This is a genomic window from Roseobacter cerffii (assembly GCF_054226325.1).
Map to the genome: position 1 here is coordinate 2757280 of NZ_CM135757.1, position 16477 is coordinate 2773756.

Annotated in this window: 22 protein-coding genes; 3 read left to right on the plus strand and 19 right to left on the minus strand. The window is 63.0% G+C overall.

Annotated features, from left to right (window positions below):
- Window positions 1-2 precede the first annotated feature (2 nt).
- From ACVC7O_RS13385 to ACVC7O_RS13465, 17 genes are all read right to left on the minus strand, one after another.
- Entirely contained in the window at window positions 3-386 is a 384-nt protein-coding gene (locus tag ACVC7O_RS13385) for a hypothetical protein (protein ID WP_458322618.1), read from the minus strand.
- Complete coding sequence (nuoG, locus tag ACVC7O_RS13390; protein ID WP_458322619.1) at window positions 383-2398, minus strand: NADH-quinone oxidoreductase subunit NuoG; 2016 nt, start codon at window positions 2396-2398, stop codon at window positions 383-385. The genes ACVC7O_RS13385 and nuoG overlap by 4 nt, the downstream gene beginning before the upstream one ends.
- A gap of 55 nt (window positions 2399-2453) precedes the next feature.
- Window positions 2454-2861: a DUF5333 domain-containing protein gene (locus ACVC7O_RS13395; protein ID WP_458322620.1), complete on the minus strand. Its 408-nt coding sequence runs from the start codon at window positions 2859-2861 to the stop codon at window positions 2454-2456.
- Window positions 2862-2959: 98 nt separating this feature from the next.
- Window positions 2960-3148 carry a hypothetical protein gene (locus ACVC7O_RS13400; RefSeq protein WP_458322621.1) on the minus strand — a complete coding sequence of 63 codons (189 nt, stop codon included), beginning with the start codon at window positions 3146-3148 and terminating at the stop codon, window positions 2960-2962.
- A gap of 191 nt (window positions 3149-3339) precedes the next feature.
- Window positions 3340-3417: a DUF3291 domain-containing protein gene (locus ACVC7O_RS13405; RefSeq protein ID WP_458326093.1), complete on the minus strand. Its 78-nt coding sequence runs from the start codon at window positions 3415-3417 to the stop codon at window positions 3340-3342.
- Entirely contained in the window at window positions 3384-3656 is a 273-nt protein-coding gene (locus ACVC7O_RS13410; RefSeq protein ID WP_458322622.1) for a DUF3291 domain-containing protein, read from the minus strand. The genes ACVC7O_RS13405 and ACVC7O_RS13410 overlap by 34 nt, the downstream gene beginning before the upstream one ends.
- A 542-nt stretch (window positions 3657-4198) precedes the next feature.
- Window positions 4199-4738, minus strand: coding sequence for a DUF3291 domain-containing protein (locus ACVC7O_RS13415; RefSeq protein WP_458322623.1), 540 nt, complete (start codon window positions 4736-4738; stop codon window positions 4199-4201).
- A gap of 486 nt (window positions 4739-5224) precedes the next feature.
- The gene (gene nuoF, locus ACVC7O_RS13420) at window positions 5225-6520 is read right to left on the minus strand and encodes an NADH-quinone oxidoreductase subunit NuoF (RefSeq protein WP_458322624.1); all 1296 of its coding nucleotides are present in this window, start codon (window positions 6518-6520) and stop codon (window positions 5225-5227) included.
- Between the two features lie 13 nt (window positions 6521-6533).
- Window positions 6534-6782, minus strand: coding sequence for a DUF5337 domain-containing protein (locus ACVC7O_RS13425; protein WP_458322625.1), 249 nt, complete (start codon window positions 6780-6782; stop codon window positions 6534-6536).
- A 42-nt stretch (window positions 6783-6824) separates the two neighbouring features.
- Complete coding sequence (locus ACVC7O_RS13430; protein WP_458322626.1) at window positions 6825-7529, minus strand: hypothetical protein; 705 nt, start codon at window positions 7527-7529, stop codon at window positions 6825-6827.
- 69 nt (window positions 7530-7598) lie between these two features.
- A complete protein-coding gene (locus ACVC7O_RS13435) occupies window positions 7599-8711 on the minus strand; it encodes an NADH-quinone oxidoreductase subunit E (protein WP_458322627.1) in 1113 nt (370 codons plus the stop codon).
- A complete protein-coding gene (locus ACVC7O_RS13440; RefSeq protein WP_458322628.1) occupies window positions 8712-9188 on the minus strand; it encodes a hypothetical protein in 477 nt (158 codons plus the stop codon). It abuts the gene before it with no gap.
- On the minus strand, window positions 9185-10405 hold the full coding sequence (locus tag ACVC7O_RS13445; RefSeq protein WP_458326094.1) for an NADH-quinone oxidoreductase subunit D: 1221 nt from the start codon (window positions 10403-10405) through the stop codon (window positions 9185-9187). Before ACVC7O_RS13445 ends, ACVC7O_RS13440 begins: the two co-directional genes overlap by 4 nt.
- A 139-nt stretch (window positions 10406-10544) precedes the next feature.
- Entirely contained in the window at window positions 10545-10718 is a 174-nt protein-coding gene (locus ACVC7O_RS13450) for a hypothetical protein (RefSeq protein ID WP_458322629.1), read from the minus strand.
- Entirely contained in the window at window positions 10718-11323 is a 606-nt protein-coding gene (locus tag ACVC7O_RS13455; RefSeq protein WP_458322630.1) for an NADH-quinone oxidoreductase subunit C, read from the minus strand. Before ACVC7O_RS13455 ends, ACVC7O_RS13450 begins: the two co-directional genes overlap by 1 nt.
- Before the next feature lie 9 nt (window positions 11324-11332).
- Window positions 11333-11866 (minus strand): NuoB/complex I 20 kDa subunit family protein, encoded by a 534-nt coding sequence (locus tag ACVC7O_RS13460; protein WP_263844791.1) that lies wholly within the window; start codon window positions 11864-11866, stop codon window positions 11333-11335.
- The gene (locus ACVC7O_RS13465; RefSeq protein ID WP_263844792.1) at window positions 11857-12222 is read right to left on the minus strand and encodes an NADH-quinone oxidoreductase subunit A; all 366 of its coding nucleotides are present in this window, start codon (window positions 12220-12222) and stop codon (window positions 11857-11859) included. The genes ACVC7O_RS13460 and ACVC7O_RS13465 overlap by 10 nt, the downstream gene beginning before the upstream one ends.
- Window positions 12223-12532: 310 nt before the next feature.
- Here ACVC7O_RS13465 and ACVC7O_RS13470 point away from each other — a divergent pair, with 310 nt between their 5' ends.
- The 3 genes from ACVC7O_RS13470 (at window position 12533) to ACVC7O_RS13480 (ending at window position 15081) form a co-directional block, all read left to right on the plus strand.
- Window positions 12533-13036 (plus strand): fasciclin domain-containing protein, encoded by a 504-nt coding sequence (locus ACVC7O_RS13470; protein WP_458322631.1) that lies wholly within the window; start codon window positions 12533-12535, stop codon window positions 13034-13036.
- Between the two features lie 227 nt (window positions 13037-13263).
- Entirely contained in the window at window positions 13264-13833 is a 570-nt protein-coding gene (locus ACVC7O_RS13475) for a chemotaxis protein CheB (RefSeq protein WP_458322632.1), read from the plus strand.
- A gap of 213 nt (window positions 13834-14046) precedes the next feature.
- Entirely contained in the window at window positions 14047-15081 is a 1035-nt protein-coding gene (locus ACVC7O_RS13480) for a hypothetical protein (RefSeq protein WP_458322633.1), read from the plus strand.
- Window positions 15082-15186: 105 nt separating this feature from the next.
- Here ACVC7O_RS13480 and ACVC7O_RS13485 read toward each other — a convergent pair whose 3' ends face one another.
- On the minus strand, window positions 15187-15969 hold the full coding sequence (locus ACVC7O_RS13485) for a crotonase/enoyl-CoA hydratase family protein (RefSeq protein ID WP_458322634.1): 783 nt from the start codon (window positions 15967-15969) through the stop codon (window positions 15187-15189).
- The gene (locus ACVC7O_RS13490) at window positions 15962-16474 is read right to left on the minus strand and encodes a DUF6653 family protein (RefSeq protein ID WP_458322635.1); all 513 of its coding nucleotides are present in this window, start codon (window positions 16472-16474) and stop codon (window positions 15962-15964) included. Before ACVC7O_RS13490 ends, ACVC7O_RS13485 begins: the two co-directional genes overlap by 8 nt.
- Between the last annotated feature and the right edge of the window lie 3 nt (window positions 16475-16477).

Below are 16477 nucleotides of genomic sequence, written 5' to 3' on the forward strand. Positions count from 1 at the left end.
CCTCACACCGTCGGTATTCCAGTTTCCTCACAGGCGGCGACGGTGACATTTGCGTCGATCACCGCGAGCCCGTCAGGCAGGGTCGGCGAGATGGTGTAAACAGCATCTGCTGCCCACACGCCACCCTCTTCCGTCACATTTGTGCGCAAATGTCGTGCAAAACCGTATCCTTGGTCCACGGTATAGCGCGCCGCCGCACATTCGGCGTAGCGCTGCACGTCGGCATTCGACAGCGCCTTGGTCATCGCCACGTTGAACTGCACCAGATCTCCATCCAGCGGCACGGTTTCGATCCCCAGGTAGTCGGGGATGAAATCCTCTGCCGTGGGCACCGGCGGCGCACAGGCGGCCAGCGCCAGCGGAGATATCAGCGCGATCCGCTTCATTCCGCCGCCATCGCCTCCTGACGACGCGCCTTCGCATTGGCGCTGAGCTCCGCCATCAGCTGCGAGGCGCGCGCAATCGGGTTGGTCAGGTAAAAATCGGACACGGCCGAGACAAAGGCGCCCGTGCCAAGCTCGCCGGTCTCCAGCGGCGCCCGGGCGTTCTCCGGCACGTCGTCAATCTTGCCCAGATGCGGCACGTCCTTGACCAGCGCCTGCCGCAGCTGCGCGATGCTGTCAAAGGGCAGCTGTGCGCCCATCTCGGCCGACAGCGCCCGCAGGATCGCCCAGTTTTCCTTGGCCTCTCCGGGCGCGAAGCCCGCGCGCAGCGCCAACTGGGGCCGCCCTTCGGTGTTCACAAAAAGCCCTGGCTCCTCGGTATAGGCCGCGCCCGGCAGGATGATATCCGCGCGATGCGCCCCCCGGTCGCCATGGCTGCCCTGGTAGATCACGACAGGCCCGGCGGGAATGTCGACCTCGTCCGCGCCAAGGTTGTAGATCACCTCCGCCCCCAGAGCCGCCTCCATCCCGCCGTCCGCGACGGCACCAATATCCATCGCGCCCACGCGCGCCGCTGCGCTGTGCAGGACCAGAAGCTTGCTGTTGGTCTTCTCGGCCACGTCCATCGCAGCGGCCAGAACCTCAGCCCCATCATCACCCGTCAAAGCGCCCTGCCCCACGATCACGATCGAGGGCACGTCCTTCACCGCGCCGAACTCATGTTGCTGCAGATCGGCCAGCGCCTTGCGGTCCGTGCCCATGTGCACGTGCTCATAGGTCAGATCCGCTGCCTCGCCGATCAGCGCCACATTGGCGCCGCAGGTCCAGGCCTTGCGGATCCGCGCGTTCAGCACCGGCGCTTCCACCGCCGGGTTGGTTCCGATCAGCATCACATATTGCGCGTCTTCGATATCTTCGATGCAGGCGTCACCGACATAGCCATAGCGGTTGCCCGCAGGCAGCTTGGCCCCATCGGTCCGGCATTCCACGGCACCGCCCTGCCCTTCGATCAGCTGTTTCAGCGCATAAGCCGCCTCGACCGGCGCCAGATCTCCGATCAGCCCGGCGACCGATTTGCCCGCCATCGCCTGCGCCGCCGCCGTCAAAGCCTCGGGCCAGCTCGCCGGGCGCAGCTTGCCGTTCTCTCGAATGTACGGCTTGTCGAGCCGCTGCCGCCGCAACCCGTCCCAGACGAAGCGCGTCTTGTCGGAGATCCACTCCTCATTCACGCCGTCATGGTTGCGCGGCAGAAAGCGCATCACTTCGCGGCCTTTGGTATCCACGCGAATGTTGGACCCCAGCGCATCCATCACGTCCACGCTCTCGGTCTTGGTCAGCTCCCAAGGCCGCGCGGTGAAGGCGTAAGGCTTCGAGACCAGCGCACCAACGGGGCACAAGTCAATGATATTGCCCTGCAAATTGCTGTCCAACGTCTGGCCGAGATAGCTGGTAATCTCCGCATCCTCGCCGCGTCCGGTCTGGCCCATCTGGTGAATGCCCGCCACTTCCGTGGTGAAGCGCACACAGCGGGTGCAGGAGATGCAGCGCGTCATATGCGTCTCGACCAGCGGGCCAAGATCAAGGTCTTCGGTCGCGCGCTTCGGCTCGCGGTAGCGGCTGAAATCGACGCCATAGGCCATCGCCTGGTCCTGCAGGTCGCACTCGCCCCCCTGATCGCAGATCGGGCAATCCAGCGGGTGGTTGATGAGCAAAAACTCCATCACGCCCTCACGGGCCTTCTTCACCATCGGCGAGTTGGTCTTCACCACCGGCGGCTGACCTTCCGGGCCTGGGCGCAAATCCTTTACCTGCATCGCACAAGAGGCCGCAGGCTTCGGCGGCCCACCGACCACTTCGACCAGACACATGCGGCAATTGCCCGCAATCGTCAGCCGTTCGTGATAGCAGAACCGCGGGATCTCGATCCCGGCCTCTTCGCAGGCCTGGATCAGCGTCATCGCGCCGTCCACTTCGATCTCGTTGCCGTCGATGACCACCTTGCGTAAGTCGCTCATATCTCTCGCCTCTTGCTGTCGCACGTCGTCCCGGACACCGCCGGGGCCGCGCGGCCTAGTCCTCTGCCCTCAGCAGCACGCCCACCGTGCTGTTCCGGGCGATTTCCTCTTTGCCAAGCGTGCAATAGCCCGCCTGATCCGTCTTCAAATCCTTCGACGCCATGTATTGCGCGGCGCGGGCGCGCAGCCGGTCCTTTTCGGCATCCGAGTCCACATGGGCGTCAATCTCCGCCTGAGTATAGCCCATGTCTTTCGCCTGTTGGTTCAAATTCTGCAATGCAGAAAGCGCCGGTAGGATGCGCGCCGAAATCTGTGGACAGTTCTTGCGGATCTGATCCGCCAGCCCAATCGCAAAGAGCCCGTCATCGATGGGCTTCACATCCCGCAAAGGCGGCTTTGCCTGCGCCATCTGCGGCACGGCGATCATCGCCGCAAGCATAAGTGTCACAACGGTTTTCTTCATATCCAAGCTCCTGCCGGGTGCGGGCTGCACCCTCTCACACCCGAGATGGGGTGTGCAGGTTCTGCTATGCAATAGCACGGGATATGAAACGTGGCGGATCACTGCGGACAGGCCCCTTCCAGCGTCAGCGTGTCGTTGGTGATCGGCAGCACCTCATCCGCATCATCCGGGCCCACAACCCACTCGATGGCCGAGCTGCCATATTCCGTCACGCAGAAGATCGTCGCCTCATAGCGCGCCGCTTCCCGCGCGCCGAGCAGCGAGGCCGACACCGGGGCTGCGGTCACTTGGAACTTGTGCCGCTCATCAAGGTCACTGATGCCGGTGCGGTAGAACTGCCCATCAAAGGCGATGTCCTCCGCCCCACTGCCACAGGCTGCAAGCAGCCGCCGATCATCAACACTGCGTATACTGGTCTCATCATTCTACTCCGCCGCGACCGGGGCGCATCGGCCCGCCTGCCACTGGCTTGCTTCCTTCAATGCGCCCAGCCAAAGGCATGGTCGCTGTCTCCATGAGCCTTCAGGTGCGCGAGCCGCTCCAGCGCCTCGTCCAAGGTCGGCTGGTGGCTTCCGGCACCCCAATCACGAAATGCATCTCTCCGAGCACTTGAACCATTCCGCGCGCCGTCGTAGAACTGTTTGTGGATCGTGCCCAGACAAAGGTCTCCATCTGCGCAACACTCTCCCAGACGCTCAGGTTCGGCACAAACCGCGGATCGGCCCCCGATCGCGTTCTCGGTATTGCCCATGCCCGGCGCGCCCGAGCCTCCATCATCCACACGAACCCCGGCATGCGCTTGCCCAACCCGTTGATCCGGTCGATGTTGGCATGAACTCCGCCACGCGCGGGTCGTCCACGGGCGCCACCAACCGGCGACGTTCAGCTCCGCAAGATGATATCCCTGCATCGTCTACCCCTGCCTTTCCGTATCGATCAGAAACCGCGCGACCTTGCGCCCGCGTCGATCTCGGCCTTGCCAGGGTGCGAAGGTCTCGGGCGTGTCCTCATCCAGCCGCCAGCGCTGGATATAGGCGGTCTGATCCGCGTCAAGCCGACGCTGGAACTCGGCGTTCTCGTCCAGACCTTGAAGATCGCGTCCATCTGGTTGGGCGTGAGCCGTCGTCCAGTACGCGCTCCTTGAGATCCCGCAGCATGCGCTCTTCCTCCACCTGGCTGAAGGCGATGGTGTCGCAATTGTCCGAGATATACCCCGCCGCTGACAGCGGCACGATCTCGTCATAGATATAGTTCAGCGGACGGCCCGCCGCCCTCGGTGGTGCCGAAGATGTCCGAGGGCGTGCCCTGCGGCGCAACCCCAAGCGGCCCGCAAGCCGTCAGCACCAGCGCGATGCCTGCCACGGTCGCACCGGGCGTATGCGGTACAGGGTCCTCATGCCGCGGTCCCGCACCGCTTCTCTTTCCAAAGCGCGGCGTCCTTGAGATAAGCCCAGCCAAGGCCTCCGCCGTCTCGCCTCGCGCTCCAGCAAACGGAACCGCGCCATGGCTTCGTCAATCGTCGGGCGGTGCCCCACCGGCACCCACCACATCACCAACCGCAGGGTTTCGACCGCGCCGTACCATTCCTCTTTGCGATCATAGAACTGCTTGTGCACCGTATTCCAGACGAAGTGCTCCAGGCTCGCCACATCCTCCCAGACCGACAGCGTCGAGGCCGTGCGCGGGTTCCCCCCGAGCGGCCCCTCCGGATCGGCCTGAGCCGCTTCCATGGCGTCACCGTCCATCATCCACACAAACCCCGGGCTGCGCTGCGCAATCCCGTTCACGAGGTCCAAGCCATTCAGGAAATCCGCCACGCGCGGATCGTCCCAATCGTACTGGAGCGTGCCGATATTGAATTCCGCGAGGTGGGTCATGTCTGTTTCTCAGCATTGTTGAGAAGTTGCCCTATTGGCGTCTTAAGTCGTATCTCTTTCTTCGCGACAGCGCAGACTTCACTTGGATCTCGCCAGTCAAGCTCATTATGCTCGGAATAGATAATGTAAGCGAGGTTCACGGGTCCTCTAATCTCGTCTCGTAAAAGCCTGTTATACTGCACGCGTGAGACCCGGTCGGCGTTAAGCTGCTTTGCCCAATTGCCAACCATCGAACGCTCTGCGTCATAGTCGTAACGAACATTGGGGCATCTGAGGCTGAGATTTCTTGCGATCGTCGAAGTAATAGAGTCGACAAGTATGTACTCGGGCATTGGTATGGCAGGCTCGCTTAGATCACCTAGCCGCAAAGAAACCGATACCGGGTCAGTCTGTTTCAGTAACATTTGGTCAGAGTTACCTACGGCACCAGTGCACCCTAGCAAAGTAGAGAGGATTGATAAGTAGAAGACAACTCGCCACATTAAGCTACTCCGCCGCCACCGCCGACACGCGGCCTGTGCGCTTATGCTTGATGCGGTCCTCGATCTCGTCACGGAAGTGGCGGATCAACCCTTGGATCGGCCAGGCTGCCGCATCGCCCAGCGCGCAGATCGTGTGACCTTCGACCTGTTTCGTCACGTCGAGCAGCATGTCAATCTCTTCGACCTCCGCCTCGCCCGTGACCAGCCGGTCCATCACGCGCATCATCCAGCCGGTGCCCTCGCGGCAGGGCGTGCACTGCCCGCAGCTTTCATGCTTGTAGAACTTCGACAGGCGCCAGATCGCCTTGATGATGTCTGTGGACTGATCCATCACGATCACCGCCGCCGTGCCAAGGCCGGAGCGCTGCTCGCGCAGGTAGTCGAAATCCATGATCGCCTCGCGCATGTCCTTGCCCGGAATGCACGGCACCGAGGAGCCCCCCGGGATCACCGCCTTGAGGTTGTCCCACCCACCGCGAATGCCGCCGCAATGGGTCTCGATCAGCTCTTCAAAGGTGATCGACATGGCCTCTTCCACCACGCAGGGGTTGTTCACATGGCCCGACACCGCGAAGAGCTTGGTCCCTGCGTTGTTCGCCCGGCCAAAACCCGCGAACCACTCCGGCCCGCGCCGCAGGATCGTCGGCACTACGGCAATCGATTCCACGTTGTTCACCGTGGTGGGGCAGCCGTAGAGGCCCGCGCCCGCAGGGAACGGCGGCTTCATCCGCGGCATGCCTTTCTTGCCCTCAAGGCTTTCCAGCAAGGCGGTCTCTTCTCCGCAGATATAGGCCCCTGCCCCATGATGCAGATATAGATCGAAATCCCAGCCGGACCCGGCGGCATTCTTGCCAATCAGCCCCGCGTCATAGGCCTCGTCAATCGCGTTCTGCAGCGCCTCCTTCTCGCGGATGTATTCCCCGCGAATGTAGATGTAGCAGGCATGCGCATTCATCGCGAAAGACGCGATCAGGCACCCCTCGACCAGCGTGTGCGGATCATGCCGCATGATCTCGCGGTCCTTGCAGGTGCCGGGCTCGGATTCGTCCGCATTCACAACCAGATAGGCGGGCCGCCCGTCGCTCTCCTTCGGCATGAAGGACCACTTGAGCCCCGTGGGGAAGCCCGCACCACCGCGCCCGCGCAGACCAGAGGCTTTCATCTGGTCCACGATCCAGTCGCGCCCCTTCTTGATGATGTCCGCCGTGCCATCCCAATGGCCGCGGCTCTGCGCGCCCTTCAGCGTGCGGTCATGCATGCCGTAGATATTGGTAAAGATCCGGTCCTTGTCCTGAAGCATACCGCTTCCCCTCTCACTCGTTGCCGCGCGCGTCTTTCCGCGCGCGCCGTATCTGTAAAGACACCACCAGCGCCCAGAAGAGCCCTGCCAATGCCGCAAAATCGAAAAGAAAGGCATACCGTCCGGGCATGCCCAGCTTCGGCCCCAGCCAAAGCGCGAGCAGCCACAGCACCATGGTGCCCACGATCACAAGGCTCACTAGCCGCCCCTTGGCGGCCAGCGCGCGCTCCTGCGCCTGCCTGTCCTGATCCTGCGCACTCACGATCAGTTCTGCCTTTCCGTTCGTCCGTTTCGTCCCGGCGGCCTATCCGCCGCTGGCCAGTGTCTTGGCCTGACCGACCCAGTCGTCCCGCTCGATCCGGCCCTTGAACCGCAACCGCTCATCGACCCAGGCGATGTCTTCCTTGGTCAGCGCCGCCACCTGGTCAAAGTGCCAGATGCCGAGGCTATTCAATGTCTCTTCCAGTTTGGGCCCGACACCGCTGATCTTCTTGAGATCATCCGCACCGCCCTCGCGCGGTGTATCGGTGAAGCCGCCGGGCCGGTCGCCGTCAGAGGACGCAACCGGCGCCACTTTCTTCGCAACCTTCTTGATGCCCTTGGCGACCTTCTTGGTCTCGGGTTCGGGCTCTTTCTCGTACTTCCAGTCGCCCTTGCGCGCGGCCAGGTCCTCCTGACCGGGCAGCCGTTTCGACGGCTGCACCTTCGCCGCCTCAGCGCTCGCCGCAGGGGCCGTCGCGGTCGGGGCCGGGGCCGCAGCAGGGGCCGCCGCCGGTTGCGGAGCGGGGGTCGCCTCGGCGCGTATCTCACCCGGTCCGGGCAAGGGCCGCGTCATGATCCAGCTGATGATCGCGCCAAAGACCAGGAACACCACAAAGCCCACAAACGCGCCCTGCATAAAGCCCCAGCCGCCGAGCACCATCAGCAGCACCGCCGCCAAAATGCCGCCCGCCAATGCCACCAGCCAGCTCCCCAGAGCCATCCCGATCATACCTTGATTGTTGTCCATCCCGGTCCCTCTTTTCCTGTTGGTCGTCCGTCCGATCTCACTCTAACCAGCTTTTGCGTTTTTGGAAATTCAGGAGGTTTTGTCCTCGGCCAGCGCCTTCGCCTGCGCCACCCAGTTGTCCCGGCTCACACGACCCTTGAAGCCTTCGAGGTTCTCATCGACCCAGGCCACTTCGGTCTCGGTCCAGGCCGCGACCTGGTCGAAATGGAAAAAGCCCAGCCCGTGCAGCAGTGTCTCGAGCTTCGGCCCCACCCCCTTGATCTTCTTCAGATCGTCGGGGCCACCGTCCCGCGCTGCCTCAAGCGTTGCGGGCTTTTCACCGACGGGCGCATCACCCGTCGCAGGGTCGGCTTTCGACGGGGGTTTGGCCTTCGAGGCCGCGCGCGCTTCCTGCTCGGTGATCCCGGTCTCATCGGCGGGCACACCTTCCGCGGGCCGCACCGAGCGTGCAGGCTGCTTGGCCACATTGGCGGCCTTGCCCTGCCACGGCATGATCAGCGGCACCTCGGTGCCATCGATCCGCTTGACCGTGTCGCCGATGTCGACGGCCAGTTGCACCGACGCGTTGTACTGCGTCTTGCCGCTGTCGTACTCCGTCAGCGAGGTCAGACCTTTCAGCGGTTCTGCCGCATAGCGCCCGTTCTGCGGGCCCGGCACCGGCACCTTGCCCGCGGCCAGCTCGTCAATGATCTCGCCCATGCGGTCGGCGGTCAAATCCTCGTAGTAATCCTTGCCGATCTGCGCCATCGGCGCGTTCGAGCAGGACCCGAGGCATTCCACTTCCTCCCAGGAGAAATTCCCGTCCGCCGACAGCGCATGCGGCTCGGGTGCGATCTTCTCCTTGCAGACGGCGACAAGATCCTCGGCCCCGCAGATCATGCAGGAGGTTGTCCCACAAACCTGAATATGTGCAATGGCACCAACGGGTTGCAGCTGAAACATAAAGTAGAAGGTCGCCACTTCCAGCGCCCGGATATAGCTCAGCCCCAGCATATCCGCAACGGTCTCGATCGCCGGTTTCGACAGCCACCCTTCCTGCTCCTGTGCGCGCCACAACAGCGGAATGATGGCGCTGGCCTGCCGCCCCTCGGGGTATTTCGTGATCTGGCCTTCCGCCCACGCGAGGTTGTCCGGCGTGAAAACAAAAGCATCGGGTTGGTCGGGATGAAGGCGTCTCAGCATCTAATTCTCAAGCTCATCTATTGGCACGCAGACCGCGCGGGCATCCTGAACGCCACTCCTGCCTTCCGCGGCAAACCGGGCGAAATCCTCGTCGGAAATGGTGATCTGGCACAGCGACGACACGAAGCTTTCCTCGATCAGGATCACACCGTCGCGCACATTCACATAACCTTCCGAGGCGTCGATATAGTCGGTGAAGCTGCGCTGATCCGACGACACGAATGCGGCGTTGAATACCTCGTAAGGAATACAGGTCACCTCGTGTCCACTCACGGCACCATTGTCGGCGAAGGCCTCAAACACCCGATCCCCGACGTCAATCTTGCAGAAACTGCCGCCGGTGGAGGTTTCGATCATCACAACCCCTTCGCGGATCGTCTCATAGCCGACAGAGTCGCCGATCAGCTCTGACATCGACGCCACCGCGGCAGACGCACCGCACAGACAGAGCGCGGCGCCTGTCAGGGCCATCTTCATCGGTCGATTTCTCCAAACACCACGTCCATGGTCCCGATGATCGCCGCCACATCGGCCAGCTGGTGCCCGCGCGACATGTGATCCATCGCCTGCAGATGCAGGAACCCGGGCGCGCGCAGTTTCGCACGATAGGGTTTGTTGGTGCCATCGGCGACCAGATACACACCGAACTCGCCCTTCGGCGCCTCGACCGCGCAATAGACTTCGCCCTCGGGCACGTGGAAGCCTTCGGTGTAGAGCTTGAAGTGATGGATCAGGCTCTCCATCGACTGTTTCATATCCTTGCGGCTGGGCGGGGTGATCTTGCCGCGCGCAAGGATATCGCCCTGCCCCTCGGGTGCGCGCAGTTTCTCGATGGCCTGCAGGATGATCGACACCGACTGGCGCATCTCTTCCATGCGCACCAGATAGCGGTCATAGCAGTCGCCGTTCTTGCCCACGGGGATCTGGAAGTCGAACTCGTCGTAACACTCATAGGGCTGCGCGCGGCGCAGATCCCAGGCAAGGCCGGAGCCGCGCACCATGACACCGGAGAAGCCGTATTCGAGGATATCCTCCTCGGTCACGATGCCAATGTCGGCGTTGCGCTGCTTAAAGATGCGGTTTTCGGTCAACAGCCCGTCGATATCCGCCATGACCTTCGGGAATTCCTTGGCCCAGGTCTCGATATCGTTGATGAGCTCGGGCGTGAGGTCCTGATGCACGCCGCCGGGCCGGAAGTATGCCGCGTGCAGCCGCGCGCCGCAGGCCCGCTCATAGAAGATCATCAGCTTTTCGCGCTCTTCAAAGCCCCAGAGCGGCGGGGTCAGCGCGCCCACATCCATCGCCTGCGTGGTGATGTTCAGCAGGTGGTTCAGCACCCGCCCGATCTCGCAGAAGAGCACGCGAATGAGGCTGGCGCGGCGTGGTACTTCGACACCGGTCAGCTTCTCGATGGCCAGACACCAGGCGTGCTCCTGATTCATCGGCGCCACATAGTCGAGCCGGTCGAAATACGGCAGGTTCTGCAGGTAGGTCCGGCTCTCCATCAGCTTCTCGGTGCCGCGATGCAGCAGCCCGATGTGCGGGTCACAGCGCTCCACGATCTCGCCGTCAAGCTCCAGCACCAGCCGGAGCACGCCGTGGGCTGCGGGGTGTTGCGGCCCGAAGTTGATGTTGAAGTTGCGGATCTTCTGCTCGCCCGTGAGGGCGTCTTCAAAGCCTTTGCTTCCGTCCATCATTTTGCGATCCTCTCGAAATCTGGCCTGTCGAACAGCTTCGCTGTTCGACCCGCGCCCTGCGTGGCGATGCGGGCGGTCCGCCCGCATCGCCACGCAGGGCGCGCTGGCACCAAGTTGCATTCGGTGGGATCAGACATCACCGTGTCTCCAGCTCTTGCAGCTTGATGCTCATCCACCACAGCAGGGCGAGCACGCCAAGCGGGATCACGCAGGCCAAGGCCCAGTATTTATTGATCCCGAAATGCGGCAGCAGTTTCAGCATCGGGATGATCGTCAGGACGATAAACGCCAGCCACAGAATACCTTCCATCACTTGGCCTCCTGCTTTTCATCCCCCGGCAGGATGTATTCCGCGCCCTCCCAGGGGCTCATGAAGTCGAACTGCCGGTACTCCTGCACGAGGCTCACCGGCTCATAGACCACGCGCTTCTGCGCCTCGTCGTAACGCACCTCGGTATAGCCCGTGGTCGGGAAATCCTTGCGCAGCGGATAACCGCGGAAGCCGTAATCTGTGAGGATGCGCCGCAAATCCGGATGGCCGGAGAACAGGATGCCGAACATGTCAAACACCTCACGCTCGAACCAGTTGGCCGAAGGGTGCACCGAGATGATCGAGGGCACCATCGCCTCCTCGCGGATGCTCACCCGCAGACGGATACGCTGGTTCTGGTACATCGACAGCAGGTGATAGACCACGTCGAAGCGCTTGGCGCGCCCGGTGTAGTCGACCGCCGTGATATCCACGAGCGTCGAGAACTGGCAGGTCGCGTCACTCTTCAGAAACTCCACCAGCCCGGTGATGTTCGAAGGGGTCACGTCAAGGTTCAACTCACCATGGGTCACATCCCAGGCCAGCACGCAATCGGTGCGTTTCGCCTCGATGTAGCCGCCCAATTCGGTCAATGCGTCAGACATGGGGCCTCCTCAGCGGATGATCGTGCCGGTGCGGCGGATCTTGCGTTGCAGCTGCATGATGCCGTAGAGCAGCGCCTCCGCCGTCGGCGGGCAGCCGGGCACATAGACGTCGACCGGCACGATGCGGTCACAGCCACGCACCACCGAATAGGAATAATGGTAATACCCGCCGCCATTGGCGCAGGAGCCCATGGAGATCACATAGCGCGGCTCGGGCATCTGATCATAGACCTTGCGCAGCGCAGGCGCCATCTTGTTGGTCAACGTGCCCGCCACGATCATCAGGTCCGACTGGCGCGGGCTCGCACGCGGCGCGGTGCCAAATCGTTCCAGGTCATAGCGCGGCATCGAAGTATGCATCATCTCGACCGCACAGCAGGCGAGACCGAAGGTCATCCAGTGCAAGGACCCGGTGCGCGCCCAGTTGATGATGTCCTCGGTCGAGGTCAGCAGGAAACCCTTGTCCTGCAATTCACGGTTCAGGTCCTGCGTGGCGACGTCGCGGTCCACTCCCGCGACGTTGGCTCCGGCGGCTACTGCCATTCCAGCGCTCCCTTTTTCCATTCGTAGGCAAATCCGATTGTGAGCACCGCGAGGAACACCATCATCGACCAGAAGCCCACCATCGAAATGTCCTGGAACGCCACCGCCCAGGGGAAGAGGAAGGCAATCTCCAAATCGAAGATGATGAAGAGGATCGAGACGAGATAAAACCGCACATCGAACTTCATGCGCGCATCGTCAAAGGCGTTGAACCCGCATTCGTAGGCCGAGACCTTCTCAGGGTCCGGGTTGCGCACCGCCAGAACGACAGCGGCCAGGATCAGAACGAGGCCCAACCCTATGGCCACGGCCAGAAACATGAGGATCGGAAGGTATTCCCGCAACATCTCGTCCAAGGCTTGGCTCCTTTTCGTCTGCACCGGCGTGCGTGGCCCATGCTGCCCCGCGGCGAACGGGGTTTATGCGGGTTTACGCCGCTCACCCCGCAGGGTCAACAGATGCGGCGGCGGAAAACCCTTGATTTGACAGCAATTCGCGCCAAGGCGTTAGCGCTCTCATTGTGCGTATTTCCGCTCAAAAAGCCAGTGGTTCAAGGCAGATGTGATCCGATGTCACACCCGTGCCGTATATCCGGGTCCACGACAGGGCTGCAGGGCCGCGCGTCACTGCAGAGATCATCACAATGATTGAAGAAAAGGACAGACCATGAACAGACGTTCCGCTCTCAAAGCCACGCTCGCCGCGGGCGCCCTTGCCGCGCTCACCGCCTGCGCTCCCGCACAGCAAGGCAGCGACATTGTCGACATCGCTGCTGCCAACGGCAATTTCAACACGCTGGTGGCCGCGGTCCAGGCCGCGGGTCTGGAAGAGACGCTGCGCTCGCCCGGTCCGTTCACCGTCTTCGCACCGACCGATGCCGCCTTTGCCGCCCTGCCCGCGGGTACGGTCGAGAGCCTGCTGCTGCCCGAAAACAAGGACCAGCTGGTCAGCATCCTGACTTACCACGTTCTGCCCGGTGCCGTGCAATCCGGTGACGTGCTGGGCTCCGTCACCAACGTGGCCACGGTGCAGGGCCAGACCGTGCGGGTCGATGGTACAGGCGGCAAATTCGCCGCCGCTGTCCGCGTGAACGATGCCAATGTGACGACCGCCGACATCCTCGCCACCAATGGCGTGATCCACGTGATCGACAAGGTGTTGCTGCCGTAACAGCGCGCGGCTCCAGCCGTTCCAGGGACAGGCTCGGCCGCCCACATGCAGCCGGGCCTGCATTTTTCGCAGAGAGGCGCCGCATCCATGGAAGAGCGCCAGCCCTCTGTTCTCGAAGCACCAAAATGTGACGTCGCTGCTCTGGATCAGCTTTCCGCGGGGCCGATAAACATGTCATAGACATGCGATATCTGACCCTAGCCTCTCTGACCTCGGATGATACCTCTGTGACAGACACCAGCGAAAACGCATATATTGTGGCCATCGGCGGCTCTGCCGGCGGCCTCGAAGCGATCCGCGACCTTCTGAAAAATCTGCCCAGGGAATTCAGCGCCTCAATCGTGGTCGCCTTGCACAGCCCGCCCGAGTCGCAGCTCACCGAACTTCTGCAGCGGCACTGCAGTCAAAGGATCCGGCGGCTGAGGGATGTTGATCGCCTCGATCCAGGAACTGTCCACATCGTCCCAGGCGGTCGCCACGCGGTCTTCAATGGCGACCAAATAGAACTCTCCGACGTCGTGGAGGACTCCGGGTTTCGCCCGTCCATCGACGCCCTGTTCATGACCATGGCCACCAGATACAAGAGCCGCTGCATCGCCGTGGTGCTATCCGGCGCGATGGATGACGGAACGCGAGGGGCGCAGGTGATCTATGATCTCGGCGGCTACACCGTGGTTCAGGACCCGGATGATGCCGCGCACAGCAGCATGCCTCTCAAAGTCATCCACCTCGACCACCCGCAGCGCGTCCTCCCGGCAAAAGACCTCGGCGCTTGGCTCGGACATCTGATCGCATGAGGAAATCCGCCTCCGCGCGCGTGCGCTGCGAGACGGATCCTGACTTGGGGTGACCCGCCCGGACAGTGACACAGCCGCGACCGCGCCGGTCTCTGACCGTCGGGCCCAACCGACCAGGGCACCCGTCGTCATCACGGCGCTGTTTCATCCTCCCGGTTTTTCATACTACTGTCGGCACCACGGACCACGACCAACAGACCTTGAGGACATCTGATGCGTATAAAAAGCGTGCATTTCGACGTGACCGACCTGTGCAATGCCGGTTGCCCGCAATGCGCGCGCACCGATCCCTCCGGATGTCTGCCGAAGTCCTGGCTCAAACAGAAGGCAATGTCGCTCGCCGAGTTTCAGCGGTTCAGCCCGGCGGAGCTGTTGCAAGACATCGACTCCGCCTATTTCTGCGGAAACTTCGGCGATCCCGCAGTGGCACCTGAGATGCTCGATATCCTCGCCTGGTGCTGGGAGGTCAACCCGGACCTACGCCTGCAACTCTTCAGCAATTGCTCGGTGCGGTCGGTGGACTGGTGGCGCGAGCTCGGCGCGCTGACCAAAGACCGCGCGTTCCAGCTGATCGCCGCCATCGACGGCGCAAGCCAGGACACCAACAGGCGCTACCGGGTGCGCACCGATTTCGACCGCATCATGACCAATATCTCTGCCTTCATCGCCGAGGGCGGCAAGGCCGAATGGCGGATGCTGGTCTTTCGCCACAATGAACACGAAGTGAAGATCGCCGAAGAGATGGCGGTCGAGCGCGGCTTTGTGAAGTTTCGCGCCTACCCCTCAAACCGCTTCGGCGGTGCCAGGGAGATGTCCTACAGCCACAAGGATGAACCCTTCACGCTGGAACCGCCGACCGCCAAATTGCCGCCGAAATCGGCCACAACCCACAGCCTCGACGGGCAGAAACCGCAGCAAACCGAGGTGGTCATCGAATGCGAGGCACTGAGAACGTCAGAGGCCTTCGTTGATTTTCTGGGCTACCTCACGCCCTGCTGTCACATCGGGCGCCGACTTTACATGCGCGATCAGGGCGCGTTCAAGGACAAGGACGACTGGATGAGAGATGTCTTCGACACCTTCGATCCAAAGCGGCTGCATGTGGGTCACGCGGGCCTCAGCGCCGCACGCGCCGCCAATGCCGCGTTCATCGATCACCTGCGCCCGCGCTGGCAGGACAAGCAGCCGCTGGTCTGCCGCAACGTCTGTGGCCGCAAACGCCCGGTTCCCGAGCCGCAAGACATCTGATCCGCCGCCGCCCGACCCGCCCGCGCAAACGCCCCCGGCACGCAAGCCTCCCGCCACCTTACGCCACTTGGGCGCCCATGTCCGGATGGGCCCGAGCCGGGCGCCTTAGTCCACCCATCCCGGTTTGCGCTTGTCAAAGAACGCCCCGATCCCCTCGGCAGCCTCCTCGGTCTCCCAACGCGCCGCCAGCGCCGCAATCGTGTGATCGACCAGCGCATCGTCGATCCGCGGCCCCAGGTCCCGGGCGAGCTGTTTGGCCGCGGCCACAGCCCCCGGCGCGCAGGCGAGATAGGGCGCAACCTCCGCCTCCACCGCCTCGGCCAGCACCTCGGCAGGCACCGCACGGGCAATCACGCCCAGGTCCACCGCCTCCGCTGCGCCAAAAATCCGCGCCGACATGAACACCCGCCGCGCCAGCCCCTCGCCCATGCGCGCCAGCACATAAGGCCCAATCGTCGCCGGGATCAGCCCCAGCCGCGTCTCGGTGAAGCCGAACTTCGCGCTCTCAACGGCAAGCGCCACATCGCAAACACAGGCGAGCCCCACCCCGCCACCGAATGCATTGCCCTGGACCACCCCGATCAGAGGCTTGGGCAGCGTGTTGAGCGCCCCCAGCATCGTGGCAAGCTTGCGCGCCTCCGCCGAGCGCCGCGCGGGTGCCATGTCGCGCTGCGCCTGCATCCACGCCAGATCACCACCCGCGCAAAAGCTCTTGCCCGCCCCGGTCAACAGCACAACGCGCACCGCATCATCCGCCCCCAGCCGCTGCGCCGCCTGTGTCAGCTCCTCCAGCATCTGCCCCGACATCGCATTGTGCTTCTCGGGCCGGTTCAGAGTCAGCGTCGCCACCCCGCGCGCATCCATATCAAGCTCCAGCGTCTCAAACATCGCTTTCCTCCAGTCCCGGCACGCGATGCCCCGCGCGCACCCAATCGTCGTAAATCCAGACCATACGGTCGACAAACCAGATCTTCGGCAGCGCCGCGAGGATCATCCCGAAGACCGCCCCTTCCCACCAGAGCACATAGAGCCCCCAGATCATGATCAGCACACCCGGCAGGCTCAAAAGGCCCAGCACCAGTGCGGCCTGCCGGTGATGCCGCGCGATCTCTGGGCGGTGCTGCAGAAAGATACGCTCGCCCAGCACCCCCTTGCTCGCCCAGCTGTCAAAGCGGGCGGGCGGCGGGAAGGCGCGCGGGTTCGCCCAGATCCACAGCAGCGCCAGCGCCACCGGGATCAGCGCCCAGACGCCAATCCAGTCCCGGCTCCAGACCGCGAACACCAGGAACGGCAGACAGGTGAAACGCGTCCAGACCGACCAGGGGTTCGCATGCCGCCGCCAGGCAGCATCATCCATGCGCATCAGACGTTCCGCGCCCCTGAACAGGTCCATGTC

What these genes read in the sequence shown, in the direction of transcription:
- ACVC7O_RS13450 (WP_458322629.1), bottom strand. Translation starts at nt 10,718, where the DNA reads ATGGAAGGTATTCTGTGGCTGGCGTTTATCGTCCTGACGATCATCCCG.
- ACVC7O_RS13440 (WP_458322628.1), bottom strand. Translation starts at nt 9,188, where the DNA reads ATGAAGATGGCCCTGACAGGCGCCGCGCTCTGTCTGTGCGGTGCGTCT.
- ACVC7O_RS13480 (WP_458322633.1), top strand. Translation starts at nt 14,047, where the DNA reads ATGCGTATAAAAAGCGTGCATTTCGACGTGACCGACCTGTGCAATGCC.
- nuoG (WP_458322619.1), bottom strand. Translation starts at nt 2,398, where the DNA reads ATGAGCGACTTACGCAAGGTGGTCATCGACGGCAACGAGATCGAAGTG.
- ACVC7O_RS13435 (WP_458322627.1), bottom strand. Translation starts at nt 8,711, where the DNA reads ATGCTGAGACGCCTTCATCCCGACCAACCCGATGCTTTTGTTTTCACG.
- ACVC7O_RS13415 (WP_458322623.1), bottom strand. Translation starts at nt 4,738, where the DNA reads ATGACCCACCTCGCGGAATTCAATATCGGCACGCTCCAGTACGATTGG.
- ACVC7O_RS13470 (WP_458322631.1), top strand. Translation starts at nt 12,533, where the DNA reads ATGAACAGACGTTCCGCTCTCAAAGCCACGCTCGCCGCGGGCGCCCTT.
- ACVC7O_RS13385 (WP_458322618.1), bottom strand. Translation starts at nt 386, where the DNA reads ATGAAGCGGATCGCGCTGATATCTCCGCTGGCGCTGGCCGCCTGTGCG.
- ACVC7O_RS13430 (WP_458322626.1), bottom strand. Translation starts at nt 7,529, where the DNA reads ATGGACAACAATCAAGGTATGATCGGGATGGCTCTGGGGAGCTGGCTG.
- ACVC7O_RS13455 (WP_458322630.1), bottom strand. Translation starts at nt 11,323, where the DNA reads ATGTCTGACGCATTGACCGAATTGGGCGGCTACATCGAGGCGAAACGC.
- ACVC7O_RS13460 (WP_263844791.1), bottom strand. Translation starts at nt 11,866, where the DNA reads ATGGCAGTAGCCGCCGGAGCCAACGTCGCGGGAGTGGACCGCGACGTC.
- nuoF (WP_458322624.1), bottom strand. Translation starts at nt 6,520, where the DNA reads ATGCTTCAGGACAAGGACCGGATCTTTACCAATATCTACGGCATGCAT.
- ACVC7O_RS13410 (WP_458322622.1), bottom strand. Translation starts at nt 3,656, where the DNA reads ATGCCGGGGTTCGTGTGGATGATGGAGGCTCGGGCGCGCCGGGCATGG.
- ACVC7O_RS13490 (WP_458322635.1), bottom strand. Translation starts at nt 16,474, where the DNA reads ATGGACCTGTTCAGGGGCGCGGAACGTCTGATGCGCATGGATGATGCT.
- ACVC7O_RS13445 (WP_458326094.1), bottom strand. Translation starts at nt 10,405, where the DNA reads ATGGACGGAAGCAAAGGCTTTGAAGACGCCCTCACGGGCGAGCAGAAG.
- ACVC7O_RS13485 (WP_458322634.1), bottom strand. Translation starts at nt 15,969, where the DNA reads ATGTTTGAGACGCTGGAGCTTGATATGGATGCGCGCGGGGTGGCGACG.
- ACVC7O_RS13395 (WP_458322620.1), bottom strand. Translation starts at nt 2,861, where the DNA reads ATGAAGAAAACCGTTGTGACACTTATGCTTGCGGCGATGATCGCCGTG.